General features: G+C 51.5%; 18 protein-coding genes and 1 pseudogene. 6 read left to right on the top strand and 13 right to left on the bottom strand.

Annotated features, from left to right (window positions below; genetic code table 11):
- The first annotated feature begins 459 nt into the window (after window positions 1-459).
- Window positions 460-741 carry a CopG family ribbon-helix-helix protein gene (locus GZ59_RS00595; RefSeq protein WP_100675179.1) on the top strand — a complete coding sequence of 94 codons (282 nt, stop codon included), beginning with the start codon at window positions 460-462 and terminating at the stop codon, window positions 739-741.
- Window positions 741-1,016, top strand: a pseudogene (locus GZ59_RS22485) (type II toxin-antitoxin system RelE/ParE family toxin). Before GZ59_RS00595 ends, GZ59_RS22485 begins: the two are co-directional and overlap by 1 nt.
- 62 nt (window positions 1,017-1,078) lie before the next feature.
- On the opposite strand, the gene GZ59_RS00590 reads toward GZ59_RS22485, so the two are convergent.
- The 8 genes from GZ59_RS00590 to GZ59_RS00555 are packed head-to-tail and all read right to left on the bottom strand — an operon-like array spanning window position 1,079 to window position 9,205.
- Complete coding sequence (locus GZ59_RS00590) at window positions 1,079-2,170, bottom strand: fatty acid desaturase family protein (protein WP_039289389.1); 1,092 nt, start codon at window positions 2,168-2,170, stop codon at window positions 1,079-1,081.
- Window positions 2,170-3,309, bottom strand: coding sequence for a fatty acid desaturase family protein (locus GZ59_RS00585; protein WP_039289386.1), 1,140 nt, complete (start codon window positions 3,307-3,309; stop codon window positions 2,170-2,172). The genes GZ59_RS00590 and GZ59_RS00585 overlap by 1 nt, the downstream gene beginning before the upstream one ends.
- Before the next feature lie 2 nt (window positions 3,310-3,311).
- Window positions 3,312-4,427, bottom strand: coding sequence for a sterol desaturase family protein (locus GZ59_RS00580; protein ID WP_039289384.1), 1,116 nt, complete (start codon window positions 4,425-4,427; stop codon window positions 3,312-3,314).
- Window positions 4,428-4,431: 4 nt separating this feature from the next.
- On the bottom strand, window positions 4,432-5,082 hold the full coding sequence (locus GZ59_RS00575; RefSeq protein WP_100675276.1) for a phosphatase PAP2 family protein: 651 nt from the start codon (window positions 5,080-5,082) through the stop codon (window positions 4,432-4,434).
- A complete protein-coding gene (locus GZ59_RS00570) occupies window positions 5,082-6,368 on the bottom strand; it encodes a F390 synthetase-related protein (RefSeq protein ID WP_039289379.1) in 1,287 nt (428 codons plus the stop codon). The genes GZ59_RS00575 and GZ59_RS00570 overlap by 1 nt, the downstream gene beginning before the upstream one ends.
- The gene (locus GZ59_RS00565) at window positions 6,365-7,171 is read right to left on the bottom strand and encodes an MBL fold metallo-hydrolase (RefSeq protein WP_039289378.1); all 807 of its coding nucleotides are present in this window, start codon (window positions 7,169-7,171) and stop codon (window positions 6,365-6,367) included. Before GZ59_RS00565 ends, GZ59_RS00570 begins: the two co-directional genes overlap by 4 nt.
- Window positions 7,164-8,192 carry an NAD-dependent epimerase/dehydratase family protein gene (locus tag GZ59_RS00560; RefSeq protein ID WP_039289376.1) on the bottom strand — a complete coding sequence of 343 codons (1,029 nt, stop codon included), beginning with the start codon at window positions 8,190-8,192 and terminating at the stop codon, window positions 7,164-7,166. Before GZ59_RS00560 ends, GZ59_RS00565 begins: the two co-directional genes overlap by 8 nt.
- The gene (locus GZ59_RS00555; protein ID WP_048018325.1) at window positions 8,189-9,205 is read right to left on the bottom strand and encodes a 3-oxoacyl-[acyl-carrier-protein] synthase III C-terminal domain-containing protein; all 1,017 of its coding nucleotides are present in this window, start codon (window positions 9,203-9,205) and stop codon (window positions 8,189-8,191) included. The genes GZ59_RS00560 and GZ59_RS00555 overlap by 4 nt, the downstream gene beginning before the upstream one ends.
- 198 nt (window positions 9,206-9,403) lie before the next feature.
- Here GZ59_RS00555 and GZ59_RS00550 point away from each other — a divergent pair, with 198 nt between their 5' ends.
- The 3 genes from GZ59_RS00550 to GZ59_RS00540 all read left to right on the top strand — a co-directional run bounded on the left by GZ59_RS00550 (window position 9,404) and on the right by GZ59_RS00540 (window position 12,082).
- A complete protein-coding gene (locus GZ59_RS00550) occupies window positions 9,404-9,745 on the top strand; it encodes a GlpM family protein (RefSeq protein WP_011091751.1) in 342 nt (113 codons plus the stop codon).
- A 28-nt stretch (window positions 9,746-9,773) separates the two neighbouring features.
- Window positions 9,774-10,970 (top strand): pectinesterase PemB, encoded by a 1,197-nt coding sequence (pemB, locus tag GZ59_RS00545; RefSeq protein ID WP_039289374.1) that lies wholly within the window; start codon window positions 9,774-9,776, stop codon window positions 10,968-10,970.
- A gap of 374 nt (window positions 10,971-11,344) precedes the next feature.
- Window positions 11,345-12,082 carry a LuxR family transcriptional regulator gene (locus tag GZ59_RS00540; RefSeq protein ID WP_039289372.1) on the top strand — a complete coding sequence of 246 codons (738 nt, stop codon included), beginning with the start codon at window positions 11,345-11,347 and terminating at the stop codon, window positions 12,080-12,082.
- On the opposite strand, the gene GZ59_RS00535 is transcribed toward GZ59_RS00540, so the two are convergent.
- Together GZ59_RS00535 and argG are read right to left on the bottom strand one after the other, a co-directional pair.
- Window positions 12,063-12,713, bottom strand: a complete 651-nt coding sequence (locus GZ59_RS00535) for an acyl-homoserine-lactone synthase (RefSeq protein ID WP_039289369.1) — start codon at window positions 12,711-12,713, stop codon at window positions 12,063-12,065. The two genes, GZ59_RS00540 and GZ59_RS00535, sit on opposite strands and share 20 nt — an antisense overlap.
- Before the next feature lie 257 nt (window positions 12,714-12,970).
- On the bottom strand, window positions 12,971-14,317 hold the full coding sequence (gene argG / locus GZ59_RS00530) for an argininosuccinate synthase (RefSeq protein ID WP_011091747.1): 1,347 nt from the start codon (window positions 14,315-14,317) through the stop codon (window positions 12,971-12,973).
- 599 nt (window positions 14,318-14,916) lie between these two features.
- On the opposite strand from argG, the gene GZ59_RS00525 reads away from it, so the two are divergent.
- The gene (locus tag GZ59_RS00525; protein WP_011091745.1) at window positions 14,917-15,492 is read left to right on the top strand and encodes a DJ-1/PfpI family protein; all 576 of its coding nucleotides are present in this window, start codon (window positions 14,917-14,919) and stop codon (window positions 15,490-15,492) included.
- An 83-nt stretch (window positions 15,493-15,575) separates the two neighbouring features.
- Here the strand turns inward: GZ59_RS00525 and xylR are convergent, their stop codons facing one another.
- The 3 genes from xylR to GZ59_RS00510 all read right to left on the bottom strand — a co-directional run bounded on the left by xylR (window position 15,576) and on the right by GZ59_RS00510 (window position 19,591).
- Window positions 15,576-16,754, bottom strand: coding sequence for a D-xylose utilization transcriptional activator XylR (gene xylR, locus GZ59_RS00520; RefSeq protein WP_011091744.1), 1,179 nt, complete (start codon window positions 16,752-16,754; stop codon window positions 15,576-15,578).
- A 136-nt stretch (window positions 16,755-16,890) separates the two neighbouring features.
- Complete coding sequence (xylH, locus tag GZ59_RS00515; RefSeq protein WP_235213966.1) at window positions 16,891-18,021, bottom strand: xylose ABC transporter permease XylH; 1,131 nt, start codon at window positions 18,019-18,021, stop codon at window positions 16,891-16,893.
- Window positions 18,022-18,049: 28 nt separating this feature from the next.
- Window positions 18,050-19,591, bottom strand: a complete 1,542-nt coding sequence (locus GZ59_RS00510; protein ID WP_039289363.1) for a xylose ABC transporter ATP-binding protein — start codon at window positions 19,589-19,591, stop codon at window positions 18,050-18,052.
- Window positions 19,592-19,725: the final 134 nt, after the last annotated feature.

The following is a 19,725-nucleotide window of genomic DNA, read 5'->3' as shown; positions in this document are numbered from 1 at the left end:
ACGTTGGCTTTCCTCGCTCACCCCAGTCACTTACTGGTGTAAGCTCCTGGGGATTCACTGTGTCGCCGCCTTCATGCAACTCGAATTATTTAGCGTATAAACGAGTTGTTTAGACGAGTTGTTAAAAAAACACGTCTTTTTTGTGAAGTTTTGCCATGCTGCGCGATCTGCACTGCATTTACCTTTTCATCGCTGCCATCTCAGTCTAGCAAGTGGCAAAAAAGTCATGATGAGAACGCCTGACGTAACACTTTTGCAAAGTATTGGAGATTTGGATGGCGAGCTTGCCGACTGAGACGTGGGAATACATAGAGACTGTGATTTGAACGGTGAAATTGCCTGTTTTTGATAGGTACATCCTGATAATAGGGTGCAGTTCAAAGTGACACTATCTTGATTGATTTAATGTAAATCACTATGACTAATTTTGAATCAAATTGAATAATTTGGAGTCGGTAAATGAAAAGCAACATGACACAAGCAACCACCAAAGTACTGACAGCACACGTGCCACTACCGATGGCTGACAAAATTGACCAGATGGCAGCTCGGCTTGAACGCTCACGCGGCTGGATCATGAAACAGGCGCTTTCCGCTTGGATCGCCCAAGAGGAGGAACGAGACCGACTGACCCAAGAGGCATTAGCAGACGTGGATGCGGGGCAAGTTATCGCTCACCAAGCAGTGCAGGCTTGGGCTGGCAGTCTTGGTACCGACCCGCAACTGCCAGTGCCGCGTTGATGGAAGTTAAGTGGGTCAGCAAGGCGCTATCAGATTTGTCACGCTGGTATGAATTTCTGGCTCTGGCTAATCAACCTGCTGCGACACGAGTGATACAGGCGTCAACCCAGCCCCCGACCACTCTGATCACCAATCCACGTATTGGAGAGTAGTTGTTCCAGTTCGATCCACGCGAGGTTAGGCGGATTTTAGTTGGGGAATACGAGGTTCGTTATGAAATCCTTGATGCGACAGTCTATGTGCTGCGGCTATGGCATACCAGAGAAAATCGTTGAGACGGCAACGCCCCGCCCATGACCAATCTCAGGCATTGATAAAAATGGATAACAGGCTATTTTTAGCGTCCTGTTCCCATTTTTTTAAGAAAGCGCTGTTGCTCAACCAAAATCGCTTTTAGCGTAATGCATTGATAATTAATGCCATGACGCGGGGCAACGTCCGCAATAATTTTGGATAGCGCAGGATAGTGCCGGTGATTCCAGTTGGGGAAAAGATGGTGAGTCAGGTGCATATTGAGCTGCCCCAGCCAGTAACCCAGCCATGCGGGCCGGGTATGCCAATCTACCGTGGTGGAAAAGGCATGCTGGTAGCGACCATGCTTGAATAGGCCGTCTTCCGGTGCTTGATAAAACGTCCCTTTTGCCCAATGTGACCCCAAAATCAGGACGACAAAAATCAGCGATGACAACATCTGGCTCAGCAGATAAACCAACAACAGCGAGCCGAAGCTGATGGGCGTCGGAGACAAAAGCCAGTAGGGGATCGCCAGCGCCAACAGAGCATGCAGCACTTTGGATAACAGGAAAACGCCCCAGCCCTGAGCACCCTGAAACGTCATATTGCGCGTCACCTGCGTTTTCCCCGCACGATCGAGCCAGTCAAAAAACCAGATGATGCAGGGAAATGTCAGCGACGCCACCATTGGCCAGTAGTAGCGCTGAGCGCGCATAAAAAAGCGAAACCGATGGTAGGGCGATTGGCGCAAGACGCCGTTTTCTTCGATATCCAGATCGTAGTGCTGCACATTCACGTGCGCATGATGAAAAATCACATGCCGCACTCGCCAGCAGTCGGAATCCATACCGAGCGGAATACTCACCACAATATTGAGCAGGTTATTCGCCCACGGCCGCCGGAAAAAGACGTTATGGGACGCATCATGCACCACATTCACCGCCAGAAACATGGCGGTAAAAATAAAGGCAAAGTAGCAGCCAGCAAAACCCAACAGCGTCGTTTGCCGGAGACTGAAACCATAAAACGTCAGGCACAGCGCCACCAGAAACAGCATCTTGCCGATAAACCCCGCATTGGCAAAACGGTGATCGCCCGTCTCTGCCAGATACGCATTCGCCGCCTTCATCAACGCCCGATGCAATGCCAGATCGCGGCCTTGTTCATAACGTAGAGGTTTCAACGGTGCGAGCATCATTCTTCCTCTGAGCGGGATTGCTCGGTACGTTGCGCAGTACGCCGATCGTAACCTTCACCCATCGATTTTAGAAACCGACGCTGGCTATCCAGCAGCTCACGATAGGTAATGCAGCGGTAATTCATACCATGTTCGGCGGCAATGCGCCGTAAAATAGCGGCGAGTGCGGGGTAATGGCGATGATGCCATCCTGGGAAAAGATGATGTGTCAGATGTAAATTCAGTCCTCCCGTCCAGTGCCCAAGCCAGCGCGGCGTCGGCAGCCAGTCACAGGCGGTCGCAAAGTTATGCTGATACCAGCCTTGAGGCATGTTCTCTGCGTCAGCGACAGCATAAAACTCAGCCTCAGCCCAGTGCGTACCCAGCAGTAAAAACACCACCAATAGCGATGCCAACATTTGCCCGAACACGTAGCTTAACAGCACGATACCGGGGCTAATGCCGTGTGCGCCTCCCACCAAGATGGGAATAACCAGCACCAGCAAGATATGGCCGATTTTACTGCCGATAAAAATCGACCACCCATCTCGGCCTGATTGTGCTACGCGGGCGTTCACGGGCGTTTTACCCAAGCGATCGGCCCAATCAAAGATCCAGGCGATGTAGGGGAGCGAGAACGCCGCTACCAGCGGCCAGTAAAGATGCTGATAACGCATATAGGAACGGTGACGCTGAAAAGGCGTTTGGCGGAAAACACCATTCTCTTCCGTATCCAGATCGTAATGCTCCACATTCGGATAAAGATGGTGGAAGTCCACATGACGCCAACGCCAATAGTCAGGATCGATGCCTAATGGCAGCGTCACTATTCGCCCAACCACGCGGTTAAGCGTGTGGTTGCGGAAAAAAGTATTATGGGACGCATCATGATTAACGATGATATTCAATAACATCGACAGCATGATGAAAGAAAAATAGCTCAGGAAGAATGCCCATGCTGCCTGCTGCACTAAACAAAGGACATAACAGACGATGCCGCATAAAAAGAGTAATCCGGCCTTCACAAACTGACCGCGATCGGCAAAGCGATGATCGTGGTTAGCACGAAGATAGGCCGACGTTTCTCGCTGTAATGCCCGATGAAAAGCCTGTTCACCCTTCGCGGGGTACAGCTTCGCGGGAAGCGCATCATTCATTTTCATTCCCCCACGGCAATAGGGCGCTGGCCCCAGCCGACCATCATTGCAAGCCCGTGCAATGCCAACATCAGCATCGCTATTTTCCAGTAGAGCGCTTCCCAGCCCAGATAGACAAGAAACACGGCAGGAAACAACAGTACCACCAGCAGCCAGACGTAAATGCCCCACCGTCGCCCTTCAGAAATGCCGCCCAGCGCGACCGCCCCCGCCACCAGCAGCAGGAAGAGCGCCGCCTGTGACAGGTTGGCGGAATCATAGCCGTAGCCATACAGGTAGACGTAGCCCACCACCAACGAAAATAGCAGCATCGACCCAGCGATTAACGCCATCGGCGTACAGTGAAACGTCGCCTGACGCGTGCGGCGTACTGACAATTTCAGATACGACATAAACGGTAGGTTACTGGCCAAGAACGGGTTTTCCGATGGCGTTTCTTTGCCTGCGCCGTAACGGAAAGGCGTGTCAGGTAACTGCGGACAAAAGCTGCCAAACAACTTGTCCCAAAAAATGAAGGTGCCACCGAAGTTCTTATCGGCGTACGCACGGTTATTCACATGGTGTACACGATGGTGTGCTGGCGTAACCAACACCTTTTCCAGCCAGCCCAGTTTGGGCGTCATCGCGTTATGGTTAAAGAGTTGGACGCTGTAATGCAGGATGGAAACGGTGACGAACACGTACAGCGGAACACCGAGCAACGCCAGAATCAGGAAAAACGGAATCGAGGTCAGCGAGGAATACCAGGAGTTACGCACGCCCAGCGACAGATTGAAATGTTCACCCTGATGATGAACCACATGCACCGCCCACAGCACGCCAAAGGTATGGTGCAGGCGGTGTAGCCAATAAAAACCAAAATCCCAGGCGAGTATCGCGAACAACCACATCAGCACCGGCGGCCAGGTTTCCACCCAGCCAAAACTGAAATGCGCCGCGACATAGCCATAGCAAAAAATTTCCACGCTGCGAAAGAGCCACAGCATGATATGCCCTGAATTCAGGTTGAAAACCACGTCATGCCAGTTCACCTTCTCGCGCTGCATCCACTGTAAAACCAGCGCTTCGCCAATCACCACAACCAGCATGAAGACTATCGGTAATGCTAAATCAATCATGAATTCATTCCTGATGGCGCTTATCGTTGGGCAGCGTCGATGGGGAAATGGCCTTCACCGTCTCCCGGCTACGCAGAAAGATCCATCCGACGATTCCTGCGAGCATCGCTCCAGTCACCAGATCGATGAACAGGTGTCGGCGCAGTTGCAGGATGGAAAAGGCAATCGCCGCACCCCACAGAAGATACAGACCCGTTTTCACCTTTTGCTGACTATCGCTCATCGCCCACACCGCCAGAACCGTTAGCGCAATGTGCAGCGACGGCAGGCAGTTTTGCGGCGAATCGATACGCTGTAAAAGCTGTAGCAGACGGGCGGAGATATCGTCCCCGACGACTTGCGGATACACCATCGTAGTCGGAAAAATCAGGTACACCGCGCCCGCAATCAACGCGGTAAGCTGCGTTGCACGGCGTAATCCAGCCAAGCGTGTAATCGGGCAGGATAAGTAAGACAGTGGAATGATGATGAAAAAGGAGAGATACAGCCAGATAGCCGAGGCGTTAAAGGGAATCCATTCATCAACCATCGAAGGCGATAACACCGTTCCTTGCCCCTGAAACTGTGCGCTCAGTTGATACACCACGCCGACCGCCCCCCAGCCGAAGAGCAGCGCTTTCAGCCGCAATAGCATCGTTCTTTGAGGAAATCGCATCATGCTTCCTCCTTCAGGCGGGTAATACGTCTGCGCTTTTGCGTGAATTCTGGCGCGATCTCACTGGCAGTTAACTGCCACCGTAGCCGCGACGTATCAATCCCCTGCAACACAAACTGCTGCGACAAACTGTCCCGACAGGCTTCCAGTTCCGGCAGGCTACACGCGGCGGATAAATGCAGCGCCGCTTCTCCGTGCTGTACCAGCCGATAGTCGGCATGCAATGGCAGCGCATTGGCAATCACCCGGCTACAGAGATCCGCAAACACGGTCTGAGGTTCACCGCTGTTGCTCGGTAGCCACAGGCTGTCATCACTGCGCCCTTCGATACGGGCTATCGCCATCGTCACTCGGCCACACGCACAGGGCGCTTTTTGCTTCACCAACACATCATCCAGCCGATAACGCACAATCGGCTGCGTGCTGCGGGTGAAATCAGTAATGACGGGCGTAAAGCGTTCGTCATCCAACCACTGCGGCTCAATGTGAATAAATTCTTCGTTGAGGTGTAGCGTGCCGTGTTCACAGGTCGATGCCAGAAAGCCTTCCGTCGCCTGATACACTTCCCCTACTTGCCCGAAGACCTGCTGTAACAGCTGCTTATCCTGCGGTTCCAGCACCTCGGCCACGGAAATCACCTTTTTGACCGACAGGTTCAGCTCACCACGTTGTACCGCTAACGCCAGCTCACGCAGCACCTGCGCGGGTGCGACGATAATCGACGGTGACCACGTTTCCAGACGAGAAAAATGTTCAGTAAACGGCGCGAAGAGATCGTAAAACGACAGGCTGAGCCAGCGATTATCGACGCTGTGATAGAGGTTGTTATCCGCCCGCAGAAACAGCGCCACGCGTTCACCGGCGCGTAAACCGTCCGGCAGCATTTTAGCCAACATGCCTCCGGCCCAAATCTGCTGTTCGCGCGGGCTGACGACAAACAACCCGCGCTGACCGGAGGTGCCGGACGACAGCCCGACGCTGAACCCGTTCACATTCGGCGTAAAGTCCCGATCGTCTTCACTGCGGCGCGCACAGGCGAGCAAGTCGTCCCGCTTAAGCCCGGCGGTATTCATCCGATCGAATTCAGCCATCATCACGGCTTTATCCATCATCGGCCAGGACGTGATCGGGAGATTGCAGTAAGGACGAAAATAGGGGCTACGCGCCAGCACTCGCCGCGCGAAACGAGAAAGCTGACGCTGTTGATGGCGTTCAAGCGCCTGACGAGTGCTAAAACTCAGGCGTCTGGCACGCAAATAGTGCCAGATCGTCATCAGCGGAATCATAGGTCGCCCTCATGACACAGCCGAATCTCAACCTGCCCGTTCAGATGCAACTGATGCAGTTGATCTAACGTTTGGTAATAGGCTTTTGGATCGTCCATCACCAGATTCGCCAAGCGCGACGGCCCGCGACCTTCGCGATAGCTGTGCGGCGACCAGGCGGCATCGCTTGCCAACAGCACCCAGCCGGTTTCGGTCAGCACAAACGCGCCGAGGTGCCCGACTGCATGGCCGGGCAACGGCACCAGCACGATCTCTTTGTCGCTCCCCGGCAACGCATAACCTTGCGTAAACGGCGCAAGCGCCGCAGGCAGGTCGGTAAGCGGGAAGTTTTCGACAAACTGGAGCGCCTGCTCAAAATGTTCAGGGATCAGCGCAGGCACAAACGCTCGCTTCAAGGCCGCGAAACCACGCAAATTCCGCGTCTGCTGCCAGCCCAGCGCCGAACAGATAAACGGCACGGCAGGGAAATCCCGCAGCCCCGCGATATGGTCACCGTGAAAATGGGAAATAATCAGGCCGTCGATGTCGGCAGGCTGAATGCCCTGCGCGTGTAGCTGATGAATCAGCGCGTCTTTCGTCTCGAAATGCACCGGCGTCATTCTGCGGTACAGTTGAAACAGGCCGGAACGCGTGGCGTCGGTAAAATGCTGGGCATAACCGGTGTCCCACAGCCAGCGCTTGCCGTGACTTTCCAGCATCCAGACCCGCGCCGGAAAACGGCACACCTTCCAGCCTGCTCCACGCAGCGCCATGCAACCCGGATGCAGGCAGTACCCTACTTCAAACGTCGAAATATTAGCCATGTCCGTCAGTACTCCGCTGTGCAAGGTGGGTATTGAACCAGCTACCGGTTAATTCGATGCCCTGCTGGAGGGAGAAACGCGGCTGATATCCCAGCTCTTGCTGCGCTTTTTCCGCGCTGAGCGTCATATCGAAATTCACCGCGCCCGCACTGTAGCGCGTCAGCAACGGCTCTTTCCGGCTAAACCGCGAGAACAACTCCATCCCCCCCGCTACCGCATGCAACAGCGGATACGGCACCGCTTTGACGCGATAATGCATCCCCAGTTGCCCAACCAGCAGTTGCGCAAGCATGTCTGCAAGGCGTGCGGGTTCATGATTGGTGATGTTGTACGCCGAGCCAGAAACTAATCCCGTTCGCTGGCTAGCCAGCGCCATCGCTTCCACCACGTTGCCGACAAATGTCAGATCCAGCAGCGCCTCGCCGCCGCGCGGGAGCCGTAGCACACCGCCGCCCACCGCGATCTGCTCCAGAACACGCGGCAGGATCACGCGGTCATGCGGACCAAACAGGCCACGCGGTCGCAGAATTACATAGGTCGTTTGCGGATAGCGCGACGTCAGCGCATGAAGTCGTTCTTCCGCCAGAAATTTTGTCTGCGCATAGTGATTGGCGAAGCGTGCTGCGCGGTAGCTTTCATCAATATTCAGGTGGTGCTGATAATCGAAGTAAATCGCAGGCGTGGAGATATGGACAAAACGCGGGATACCCAATTGTCCGGCAGCCTCAGCCAGCCGCGCCGTTACCTCGGTATTATTCTGATAGAAGTCATCATATTGACCCCACGGCGATGATTTCGCCGCACAGTGCCAGACCACGTCGCAGCCCGCCATCAGCGATCGATACTGCTCTACCGACGTTTCAACCAAATCAATGCAGGTAAACTGCGCGCCCTGCATATCAAGCTGTTGCCCCACCGTGCGATCGCGCCCACAAGCCAGCACCTGATGCCCAGCCTGAAGCAGCCATTCCACCGCGTTACGCCCCAACCCGCTGGTTGCACCAGTGACGAAGACCTTCATGGAATCAGTACCATTCCGCCCAGCGTCAGCCCAGCGGCCGTACCAACCAGCATCGCGGGTTCGCCTTCAGGCAGGCGTTGCGTCACGATGGCATGGTGCAGCGCCGTCGGAATCGAGGCCGCCACCTGATTACCGTGATAGCGGTAAATATCAATCAATCTTTCTGTCGGGATCGCCAGCCGTTTACGCATATGCTCCAGCGACAGGTGGCTGGCCTGATGCGGAACCACCGCAGCCATCTGCTCAAGCGTGAAACCACTCGCATCCAACAGCCGTTGCAGATAGCCCTCAATCAAAGCAGAAGCCTGTCTGAATAGCCGTTTTCCCTGCATATGGAATAGAAAATCATGCAGTTCCATCCCCGCTCGCGGGTTACGCAACGTACCGCCTGCGCGGATCTGACACAGCTCATTACCCTTCGGATAGGTTTCCAGCAGACATGCAGCAATCCCGCTGCGACCATCACCACGTTCGACAATGGCACAGGCGGCCCCATCGCCAAAAATCAGCGACGATTCTTCGTCATCCCAGTCAATACCGCGTGAGGCCAGTTCGGTAGAGACAATAGCAATGCGCCGATAGGCTCCGGTATTTAGCAAGCCAGCGGCCACCTGAAGGGCAGAAATAAAGCTGACACAGCTGCTGTTAATATCAAAACAGGCCGTCCCTTTTGGCAGAGACGATGCCTTTAATAAATGACTGGCGCTATAAGGCAGCGCCTGAATCGGGATGGCGGAAGCAAACAGCAGCAGATCGATTGACGCTGGCGGAATAACGCCTCGCGTCAGCGCATCATTTAACGCCGCCACACCAAGCTCAGCCTGGCTGGCATGATTATCGGCATGATGGCGATAGATAATGCCTGAACGGCTTTCAACATAACCAGCGGGCTTATTTAGCCGCACATCTAATTCAGCCGAGGTCACCCGCTGCGCAGGAAGCGCGCTGCCAGTGGAAATAATCTTGAGTGGAACCAACCCCTGAGTAAATGCATGACTTTGCGTCTTCAACATCAATCCTTTTCAGATTCGTTATCGTTTTACCCGTACTGAGCAGGTTATCATGTACAGTATTTCTTCATTTTGCCGCTAAGAATAACGAAATTGCCACGAATTGAAATCTCAAGCTGTGCGGTCACACTATTCCATACGGGTACTTTTTCGCTATTCTCTGTTCATTCACGATGCTTAATTAAGCCAGAAGTCATACTTATGTCATTGTTTATCAAATCTGTTATCGGCGCTCTGATTGTATTGCTCATCAGCGTATTGGCGAAAAGCCGAAACTATTATATTGCCGGGCTGGTGCCGCTATTCCCCACGTTCGCCCTGATCGCACATTACATCGTTGGCACCGAACGCGGACTGGACGCGCTACGCACAACCATCCTGTTTGGCATCTGGTCTGTTATTCCTTATCTGGCTTATCTCATCTCACTTTATTACTTTACCGGGTGGATGAAGTTGCCACAGGCGCTGCTCGCGGCGGTCGTGTGTTGGAGTGTGTCAGCGGCACTGCTGATCAAAATCTGGACGTGGTATCAGGGGAATTAGCGTCTGACTTCTTTATTAGGATTGCGTAATGACAAAAACGACATACCCCGGCACAGTTTCTCGCCCTATTCTTTCCGCGCAGGAAGCGGATCGCTTCACGCTCCCGGACTATTTTACGTTGCGTGGACACGATGGTCATGCTGATGTCTGGCAACCCGCACCGATTGAGGTCGATCCGGCGACGCCTTGGGTTGTTGGGCCACAGGTCGGGGTCGATGGCGCAACGCACACTCATATCCAGCAGGCGGTAAACGCCGCGCTGCAGGCTCAGCAGGGTCGGGCGCGCATTGATATTAAAGTGCTCCCGGGCAGCTATGTCGGCACGGTCTACCTCCCCGCCGATTCGCCACCGCTCACGCTATTTGGCGCAGGAGAACAACCGGATGACATGGTGATTCAACTCGCGCTGGATTCGATGTTTTCACCAGCAACCTACCGAAAAACGGTGAACCCGCACGGTGAATATCAGCCCAGCGATCCTGCCTGGTACATGTACGATCTCTGTGCGTCAAAGCAGAACGCGACGATTGATACTCTCTGTGCCGCCGTGGTCTGGTCGCAGAGCGACAATTTCCAGATGAAGAACCTGACGGTGGTAAATTCATTGCTCGATTCGGTAGATAGCCGCGCACATCAGGCTGTGGCGCTACGCACCGACGGCGATAAAGTACAGCTTGAAAGAGTTCATCTGATCGGGCGTCAGGATACATTTTTCGTCAATACCAGTAATCTCCACAACGAGTACGTCACAGACCGCTACAGCCGCGCCTACATTAAAGACAGCTACATTGAAGGTGATGTTGATTACATTTTTGGCCGGGCGACTGCGGTATTCGATCGCGTCCACTTTCATACCGTTTCCAGCCGTGGGGCAAAAGATATTCATGTGTTTGCACCTGACAGCATGCCGTGGGCGCAGTATGGGTTTTTGGCAATGAAATGTCGCTTTACGGGTGACGAAGGCTTCAGCAGGGAAAAAAAGGCCAAATTGGGGCGCGCATGGGATCAGGGAGCAAGGCACACAGGATATCAGCCGGGCCAGACAGCAAACGGACAGCTAGTGATTCGCGACAGTACGATTGATGCCAGCTATGACAGAGAACAACCGTGGGGAGCCGCTGCCACTACCGCTAGACCCTTTGCAGGTAACACGGATTCGGCCCGCAATCTGGACGATATGCATTTCAATCGGCTGTGGGAATATAACAATATCGATGAGGAATAATGCGGATGAAAGTAGGCAGATTCCGCTTGTGAAAACATCACATTGATATAACTAATGTCATTAGAACCTGATGGGCCTGTAAAACAATACAGGCCATAGAAAAGAAAAATTATTTTTATTATATTACTGATAAATCTTGCTTAATTAGCATTCCCTGATGTCAGCCAATCATCACGCTTATCCTGAGCGATGTTTATTTCTTTTGCTTTACGCCCTTAACAACGTCGTAAGATTTTATGTTTTTTCATCTCAAAGAAAAGCTATACTAAAGTATAGTTAAGGCTATCTGCATAGGTTACTATAGATATACGTATAGGGATGGGTATATACTTTTTCTATTACAGGATGTTGAATTTTCAGGCAGAGGTCATGAGATGTCGCAACTATTCTACAACAATGAAACTATAAGCAGGATAATAAAAAGTCAATTCGATACGGCATTAAGCCACTACGGTGACATCAAATATGCCTACATGGTGTTAAATAAAAAGAAGCCAACAGAAATTTTGATCATTTCCAATCACCATGACGAGTGGCGAGAGATATACCAAGCAAATAACTATCAACAAATTGATCCTGTGGTAATTGCAGCCCTTAATAAAATCACCCCTTTCCCTTGGGACGAAGATTTACTTGTCAGCACACAACTGAAGATGTCAAAGATATTTAACTTATCCAGAGAGCATAACATCACCAACGGTTACACTTTTGTTCTTCATGACCACAACAATAATCTGGTTATGCTATCAATTATGATTGATGAATCTAATGTGAATAACATCGATGACGTAATCGAGAGTAATAAAGATAAGTTACAAATGACGTTGATGAATATTCATGCAGAAACCATCTCTCTGTACAGAGAGATGATTAGAAGCAAAGAAGATGAAAGATCAAATGATAAAGATATTTTTTCTCAACGGGAAAATGAAATCCTTTATTGGGCCAGTATGGGTAAAACCTATCAGGAGATAGCACTGATATTAGATATTAAAACAGGCACAGTTAAATTTCACATCGGCAATGTTGTAAAAAAACTCGGCGTATTAAATGCCAAACATGCAATCAGACTTGGCATCGAGCTACAACTCATCAGACCGGTTCAGTCATAGGTTCGAAAGACAGTGGCCACTCTCGTAGCTTACTTTCAACAAATTCTTGGTTGTGATTTATACGACGAACTAGCACATCCTGGCTTTCATTATCGACAGGTAAGAAAAGCAGATAGACTCTTTCCTGCTTTTCTGACATACCCTGCTCAACAATCGAAATTTTCCAACCAGAACGCTTCAGTATTGTAAGCATAGGGTGACTGACAATAGTGTAAACACCATCATATCCTTTACTCCTTGAGTAATTCACCGTTGCCAAGAAGAACATCGTACTAACGGGATAAGAATTTCCTAAAATAGTTTTTGACCGCGCTTTATCTACAAAAAACCGACTCGACTCAATATATTTCCCTTCAGGAATATCTATTTTTTCAAAATAGGGAAAAAATGTTCCGGTAATCATATTAGGATACTTCGTTTCAATTAGTCGAGAACTGCAAATAACTTGATCATCCTCTATACCGAAAAGATAAGTCGCATTATCATCATCATACTGATCGAACTCCATCCCGTTAATACATTTTACCGCCCAATTAAGCCTGTCCTTGAACGTTTCTTTCCTAAGCGTAAACAATTCTTCCGATTTTTTTTCCGACAGTAGTGTGTAACTTACATCGAATATTTCTAACATTTTTCCTCCATTAAAAATTTGCAGCTAGATATCAAAAAAACAGATAGGCCATCCAATAGATTCTTTCGCCTTTTAACAAAAACCTAGGCTTATTGTTATTGTATTCTGTCGCTTTCCACAGCGGTTGTACAGATGTAACCTGCATTGTCAGTAAGAGTTCATACATGAAAAAATCGAATATAAACATATGATAAACAGATAAAAAAAATCCGGAAGCGCGAGACGACTCCGGATTTTTATATTATTCAATCTGTTCGTTATTTCTCTGTTTTATCCTGCAATTGCCCTACCTGCGGCAGGCCCGTGCTGGCAGAGGAAGAGAGCAAGCCCGTTTCAGCATAGTTAAACAGTTTTTCACGCGTGTCTGTGATATCCAGATTGCGCATGGTCAGCTGGCCAATACGGTCATCTGGCGAGAAGACCGAGTCGCCTTTCTCCATGGTCAAGCGTTCTGGCTTATAGGTCAGATTGTCAGACACAGTATTCATGATGGAGTAATCATTGCCACGACGTAGCTCCAGCGTAACCTCACCGGTGATGGCACTGGCTATCCAACGCTGAGAAGAATCACGCAGCATCAATGCCTGGGAGTCAAACCAGCGTCCCTGATACAGGAAACGACCCAGCTGACGGCCATTAGCATGGTATTGCTCGATGGTGTCTTCGTTGTGGATACCAGTGAGCAAACGCTCATAGGCAATGTGCAGCAGTGCCATTCCCGGCGCTTCATAGATGCCGCGGCTTTTCGCTTCAATGATGCGGTTTTCGATCTGGTCGCTCATACCCAGACCGTGACGACCGCCGATGCGGTTTGCTTCCAGCATCAGTTCAATATCATCGGTAAAGGTCTTGCCGTTCAGCGCAACTGGGTGTCCACGCTCAAAACGAATGGTCACTTCTTCTGCCGGAACCTTGACGTTCTCGTCCCAGAATTTCACGCCCATAATCGGGTTAACGATTTTAACGCTGGAATTCAGGAATTCCAGATCCTTCGCTTCGTGCGTCGCACCCAGAATATTGGAATCCGTAGAATAGGCTTTCTCGGCCGACATTTTATAGCCGAACCCTGCCTGCGACATAAACTCAGACATCTCCTGACGACCGCCCAGCTCATCAATGAAGTCGGTATCCAGCCACGGCTTGTAAATCTTCAGTTCAGCATTGGTCAGCAGGCCGTAGCGATAGAAACGCTCAATATCGTTGCCTTTATAGGTGCTGCCGTCACCCCAGATGTTCACGCCGTCTTCTTTCATTGCCGCAACCAGCATCGTACCGGTAACTGCACGGCCTAGCGGCGTGGTGTTGAAATAGGTCACGCCCGCTGTCGTATTGTGGAATGCGCCACACTGAATCGCAGCGATACCTTCAGCGACTAATTGCTTACGGCAATCGATAAGGCGAGCATTTTCTGCGCCGTATTCCATAGCACGACGTGGGATTTCATCGTAGTCATCCTCGTCTGGTTGCCCCAGATTTGCGGTATACGCATAAGGAACCGCGCCCTTTTGACGCATCCAAAGCAGTGCAGCGCTGGTATCCAGACCACCCGAGAACGCAATACCAATACGCTGACCAACCGGAAGATGCTTGAGAATCGTTGTCATATATGTAATCCCTGCTCGAAAGATCTATGGTGATATACCCGTTATACTTCAAGCTGCATGTGCGTTGGCTTCTCTTACTCACCCCAGCCACTTACCGATGTAAGCTCCTAGGACTCGCGCGATTGCCGCGTTACGATGCTCATGACTGAGCATCGCCCTAAAGGGTTAACGCTTCGCGCTATTCAAAACGAACACGTTTTGTCCTGCAACTCGAATTATTAAGGGTATCAGCTTAGCCGCCACACCATTATGTTACGCCATACATTAATGAGCGTTCGTGCCCTGTGCACATCTCACGGGCCGGTCGATGACCAAAAATCGACGCGCTCACCAATGCATATTTATGCAAAATAAGTGAGTGATAATTTAAACATCTTTTTGGCGGGACAGGAAGAGAAGAGTCATGCTTTCATGCAAAAAAATTCGTGGCTAATTCACGGCCAAGTTAGCGAGTATAGCGCTATCTTCTCTCCAGGCTAAGCAGCAAAAATCGTTTACGCGACTCACTCGACACTAATAAAACATCGTTTCATTTTTACGATATTTCTTTGCTATTCTCTTGCGGTTAACACCTTCCCTTGCATATTGCTGGAGATGCTATGTCTAAGAAAGTCGCCGTTCTGCTGGCTCCTGGGTTTGAAGAAGCAGAAGCGATTATGGTGATTGATGTACTGCACCGTATGAAGATAGAAGTCACCATGCTGTCATGCCATGACAGACTGGAGCTGCACAGTTATCACAATATCCGTATGTTTGCCGATGCGCTGCTGGAAAGAAACCAGGACACGCTGTTTGATGCCGTGGTCATTCCTGGCGGCCCACAGGGAACAGTAAATCTTGCCGCAAACCCGATGGTTGTCGAGTTTATCCGTCGCCATGACGACGCGGGAAAACTGATCTGCCCACTGTGCTCCGCAGCCGCGCGCGTGCTGGGTGGTAACAAGCTGTTGAAAGGCCGCCGCTACGTCTGTTCTGGGGATTTATGGCAGGACGTAACCGATGGCGTTTATGTTAACGAGAAAGTCGTAGAAGACGGCAATCTGATCAGCGGTAAGGGACTGGGCGTGTCATTCGATTTTGCCTTTACCATCGCCACCCGCCTGACCGGCGACAAAGAAGACGCCAACTTCCAGGTTGAACACATCGATTACGATTACTGGCGCGTGCCAGCGTAACAGTTCACCAGCCTAATGATAAGGCGCGCACCATCGCGCCTTCCTGCATGGCTTTCCTGTATGCCTTTCCTGTATAAATAATCCTAATAACCTTCCCCATAGCGCTCGCGGTACTCTTTCGGCGTGATGTCATACCCTTTCTTAAAGACGGCATAAAAATAGGGCAGCGAAGGGTAGCCGCACATCAGCGAAATCTCACCAATCGAGAGCGAGGTCGAGATCAGCAAGTTGCGCGCCCGATCTAATTTTTCTGCGTGAATCACACCGTGAATCGTCTGGCCTACCTCATCTTTGAAGCGTTTTTCCAGATTCGAGCGGGAAATCCCTACCGCATCCAGCACCTGCTCGACCTTAATCCCTTTACAGGCGTGATAGCGGATAAAGTGCATGGCCTGAATAACAGCAGGATCGTGCACGGAGCGATAGTCCGTTGAACGGCGCTCGACCACCCGAACCGGCGGCACCAGAATACGTTGCAGCGGCAAATCGACCTGATTTAGCAACAGCTGATGCAGCAGCTTCGCGGCGCGGTATCCCATTTGGCGCGTGCCTTGCGCCACAGACGAGAGTGCGACGCGTGACAGGTAGCGAATCAGATCTTCGTTATCGATCCCAATCACACACAGCTTTTCTGGTACGGCAATATTCAGATGTTCGCAGACCTGCAACAGATGACGCGCACGGGAATCCGTCACCGCGATAATTCCCGTCTGCGGTGGCAACCCCTGTACCCAATCGGCCAACCGATTTTGCGCGTATTGCCAGTTATCCGGCGAGGTTTCCATTCCCTGATACACCACGCCCTGATACTTTTCTGCCGCAACTAGCTGCCGGAAAGCATGCTCCCGCTCCTGCGCCCAGCCTTTCCCGCCCGATGCGGGCAACCCATAAAAAGCAAAGCGGTTCAGCCCTTTATCTTTAAGGTGCATAAACGCGCTTTCCACCAGTGCATAATTATCTGTCGCGATATAATGCACTGGCGGGTAATCCTCAGGCTGATGGTAGGAACCGCCAACCCCTACCAGCGGAACGTTCACATCCTGTAGTAGCCGTTTGATCTCACCATCGTCAAAATCGGCAATCACACCATCACCCAGCCATTCTTTGATGTTATCAATCCGGCAACGAAAATCCTCTTCAATGAAGATGTCCCAGTCACACTGAGAAGCCTGTAAATATTCGCCAACCCCTTCAACCACCTGACGGTCATACACTTTGTTGGCGTTGAACAGCAGCGTGATGCGATAGCGTTTTTCAAACATGGTAGTCGGCGCTCATTAATCGCAAGTTCCTTGAATAAAGACCTCTTTCTTGAATAGCACAGCGCCCCCAGAGGCCAAAATAATTTGCTGATTATTGCGAGCCGCCACGTATTTCCTCCTCAGGCCCAACGTCACGTCATACGCGCCGCTTTGTGGCGGTGTCCATCCACACCGCCAAGAGCAGGATTCCGCCTTTCACGACGTATTGCCAGAACGTCGGCACATCCAACATGCTCATCCCGTTATCCAGCGACGCCATGATAAATGCCCCCATCACCGCGCCCGCCACGCTGCCAATACCGCCTGCCAGACTGGTTCCACCAATCACGCAGGCCGCAATCGCATCCAGCTCGGCAATATTCCCGGCAGATGGCGACCCTGCCCCTAATCGTGAACTGAGAATCAGCCCAGCGACCGCGACCATCAGGCCATTAATCGCGAACACCGCCATTTTGGTGCGTTCGACATTCACTCCCGATAAACGAGCGGCATCGATATTCCCGCCCACGGCATAGATACGACGACCAAACGCGGTTCGCGTCGCCAAAAAAATACCGCCCAGCATCAACAGCGTCAGCACCAGAACCGGTGTTGGCACGCCACGATAGTCATTCAGCAGATAGATCGCGCCCAATACGATCAGTGCTGTCACTGTCTGGCGGCCGACATCCCCGGCGGGTGGATTTATCGGTAACCCTAACCGAGCACGGCTACTACGCCGACGCCACTGCCAGCCAATAAACACCATCAGCCCGATAGCACCGAACATAAAACCGATGCCAGAAGGCAGATAGCTTTGCCCAATCTGCGACATCGCCTCACTGGTCGGGGAAACCGTTGTCCCATTGGTAATACCGATCAAAATGCCGCGAAAAGCCAGCATCCCCGCCAGCGTCACGATAAAAGAAGGGACTTTCCGGTAGGCAACCCACCAGCCGTTCCACGCGCCAAGCAATAATCCCAGCGCGAGCGTCACAACAATGGTCAGCGGCAAAGGCCAGCCAAACCAGACATCAAAAATAGCCGCCGCACCGCCCAATAACCCCATCATCGATCCGACCGACAGATCGATCTCGGCGGAGATAATGACGAACACCATACCGACGGCCAGAATGCCAGTAATTGCCGTTTGCCTCAGCAGGTTGGAAAGATTACGCGCGCTGAGGTACGCCCCGTCGGTCATATAGGTGAAAAAGAGCATGATCGCGATGATGGCGGCAATCATCACGTAGACCTGAAGATTGATGCTTTTCAGTCGTTGCAGCATCGGGACAGATCCAGCGACATGTTGTTGTTCAGACTGCGATGTTTTCAGCACGATGTTCACTCCTCAATGCAGCTTCCATAACCTGTTCCTGGGTTAAATCACGATTGATCAAATCCGCTTTGATACGCCCCTGATGCATCACCAACACCCGATCGCTCAACCCCAGTACCTCGGGCAATTCTGAAGAAATCACGATGACGGCAATATGCTGTTTTACCAGCGCATTAATGAGCTTATAGATTTCATATTTGGCACCGATATCAATGCCGCGCGTGGGTTCATCAAGGATGAGAATACGAGGGTTCAGCAGCAGGCATTTCGCCAGTACCGCTTTTTGCTGGTTACCGCCACTTAATCGGGCGATCGCCAGTTCCGGGCTGGAGGTTTTCACTTTCAGATTCGCTAGCGATTGCCGGATGATGTCCTGTTCACGGGCGTCATCCAGCGTGGAAAATATCCCTGTGAATTGATCGAGCGCCGCCAGCGTCATATTCTGCGCCACGCTCATCACTGGGACGATGCCGTCCTTCTTACGATCCTCAGGCACCATTGCAATCCCCTGCGCCATAGCCTGCTGGCAGTTGCTGATGGTCACCTGCTTGCCGTCAATAAATATGTCGCCCTGCCAGCGCCCACGATAGGCACCAAACAGACACTGCACCGTCTCCGTACGCCCTGACCCAACCAGCCCGGCAATACCGAGAATTTCGCCTCGGTGCAAAGCAAACGACACATCATCCACCCGACGAATGTGGCGATTCACGGGGTGCCAGGCAGTAAGGTGCTCCACGCGCAACACCTCTTCACCAATGACATGCGGCTCATTGGGATAAAGCTCTGTCAGTTCCCGCCCTACCATCATGGCAATGATCTGATCCTCACTCATCTCAGCCGCTGGACGCGTACCAATATGCTTCCCGTCACGAATCACGCAAATCACATCGGAAATCGCTTTAACTTCGTTGAGCTTGTGAGAAATATAGATACAGGCAATACCGTGATCGCGCAGATCCTGAATGATTTCCAGCAGGATACCCGTTTCCCGTTCGGTCAATGAGGCCGTTGGCTCATCAAGCACCAACAGACGCACCTGCTTGTTCAGCGCCTTGGCGATTTCCACCAGTTGCTGCTGACCCAATCCAAGCTCCCCCACTTTAGTATTCGGGTCGACGGCCAGCTTGACCTGCTCCAACATGCGCTGGCAGCGTAGATACATATTGTCGTAATCCATCACGCCAAAACGCGTCCACTCATTACCTAGGAACATGTTCTCCAGCACCGTCATCTCTTTCACCAGCGCCAGTTCCTGATGAATAATCGCGATGCCTTTTTGCTCCGTATCACGGATATGGTTGGCACGCAGTTCATCACCGGAAAAGATAATCTGCCCGTCATAGCTGCCATGTGGATAGATGGCACATAACACCTTCATTAAGGTGGATTTCCCTGAGCCATTCTCGCCGCACAGCGACAAGACCTGACCAGCCTCCAGCGTCAGGCTGACGTTATCGACGGCTTTCACCGCACCAAACGCCTTCGTGATGTTTTTCATTTCCAACAGGTGCGGCATCGTAGCCTCCGTGATTCAGGTGTATCAGACCTCGTCAGCGACAGTGGCGAGCCACAACGTCATGTCGTGGCTCAGTAACCTCTTTCCTACATCCTGAAACTCGAATTATTTGGAGTATATTGGCTGCGGAGCGC

The sequence above is a fragment of the Pectobacterium atrosepticum genome, assembly GCF_000740965.1.
GTDB classification, from domain to species: Bacteria; Pseudomonadota; Gammaproteobacteria; order Enterobacterales; family Enterobacteriaceae; genus Pectobacterium; species Pectobacterium atrosepticum.
The sequence above is the reverse complement of the archived record's forward strand: the minus strand, read 5'-3'. Positions and strand labels throughout refer to the sequence as shown.

What these genes read in the sequence shown, in the direction of transcription:
- GZ59_RS00560 (WP_039289376.1), bottom strand. Translation starts at nt 8,192, where the DNA reads ATGAAGGTCTTCGTCACTGGTGCAACCAGCGGGTTGGGGCGTAACGCG.
- pemB (WP_039289374.1), top strand. Translation starts at nt 9,774, where the DNA reads ATGACAAAAACGACATACCCCGGCACAGTTTCTCGCCCTATTCTTTCC.
- argG (WP_011091747.1), bottom strand. Translation starts at nt 14,317, where the DNA reads ATGACAACGATTCTCAAGCATCTTCCGGTTGGTCAGCGTATTGGTATT.
- xylR (WP_011091744.1), bottom strand. Translation starts at nt 16,754, where the DNA reads ATGTTTGAAAAACGCTATCGCATCACGCTGCTGTTCAACGCCAACAAA.
- GZ59_RS00595 (WP_100675179.1), top strand. Translation starts at nt 460, where the DNA reads ATGAAAAGCAACATGACACAAGCAACCACCAAAGTACTGACAGCACAC.
- GZ59_RS00510 (WP_039289363.1), bottom strand. Translation starts at nt 19,591, where the DNA reads ATGCCGCACCTGTTGGAAATGAAAAACATCACGAAGGCGTTTGGTGCG.
- GZ59_RS00535 (WP_039289369.1), bottom strand. Translation starts at nt 12,713, where the DNA reads ATGTTAGAAATATTCGATGTAAGTTACACACTACTGTCGGAAAAAAAA.
- GZ59_RS00580 (WP_039289384.1), bottom strand. Translation starts at nt 4,427, where the DNA reads ATGATTGATTTAGCATTACCGATAGTCTTCATGCTGGTTGTGGTGATT.
- GZ59_RS00550 (WP_011091751.1), top strand. Translation starts at nt 9,404, where the DNA reads ATGTCATTGTTTATCAAATCTGTTATCGGCGCTCTGATTGTATTGCTC.
- GZ59_RS00555 (WP_048018325.1), bottom strand. Translation starts at nt 9,205, where the DNA reads ATGTTGAAGACGCAAAGTCATGCATTTACTCAGGGGTTGGTTCCACTC.
- xylH (WP_235213966.1), bottom strand. Translation starts at nt 18,021, where the DNA reads ATGCTGCAACGACTGAAAAGCATCAATCTTCAGGTCTACGTGATGATT.
- GZ59_RS00575 (WP_100675276.1), bottom strand. Translation starts at nt 5,082, where the DNA reads ATGCGATTTCCTCAAAGAACGATGCTATTGCGGCTGAAAGCGCTGCTC.
- GZ59_RS00590 (WP_039289389.1), bottom strand. Translation starts at nt 2,170, where the DNA reads ATGCTCGCACCGTTGAAACCTCTACGTTATGAACAAGGCCGCGATCTG.
- GZ59_RS00570 (WP_039289379.1), bottom strand. Translation starts at nt 6,368, where the DNA reads ATGATTCCGCTGATGACGATCTGGCACTATTTGCGTGCCAGACGCCTG.
- GZ59_RS00525 (WP_011091745.1), top strand. Translation starts at nt 14,917, where the DNA reads ATGTCTAAGAAAGTCGCCGTTCTGCTGGCTCCTGGGTTTGAAGAAGCA.
- GZ59_RS00565 (WP_039289378.1), bottom strand. Translation starts at nt 7,171, where the DNA reads ATGGCTAATATTTCGACGTTTGAAGTAGGGTACTGCCTGCATCCGGGT.
- GZ59_RS00540 (WP_039289372.1), top strand. Translation starts at nt 11,345, where the DNA reads ATGTCGCAACTATTCTACAACAATGAAACTATAAGCAGGATAATAAAA.
- GZ59_RS00585 (WP_039289386.1), bottom strand. Translation starts at nt 3,309, where the DNA reads ATGAATGATGCGCTTCCCGCGAAGCTGTACCCCGCGAAGGGTGAACAG.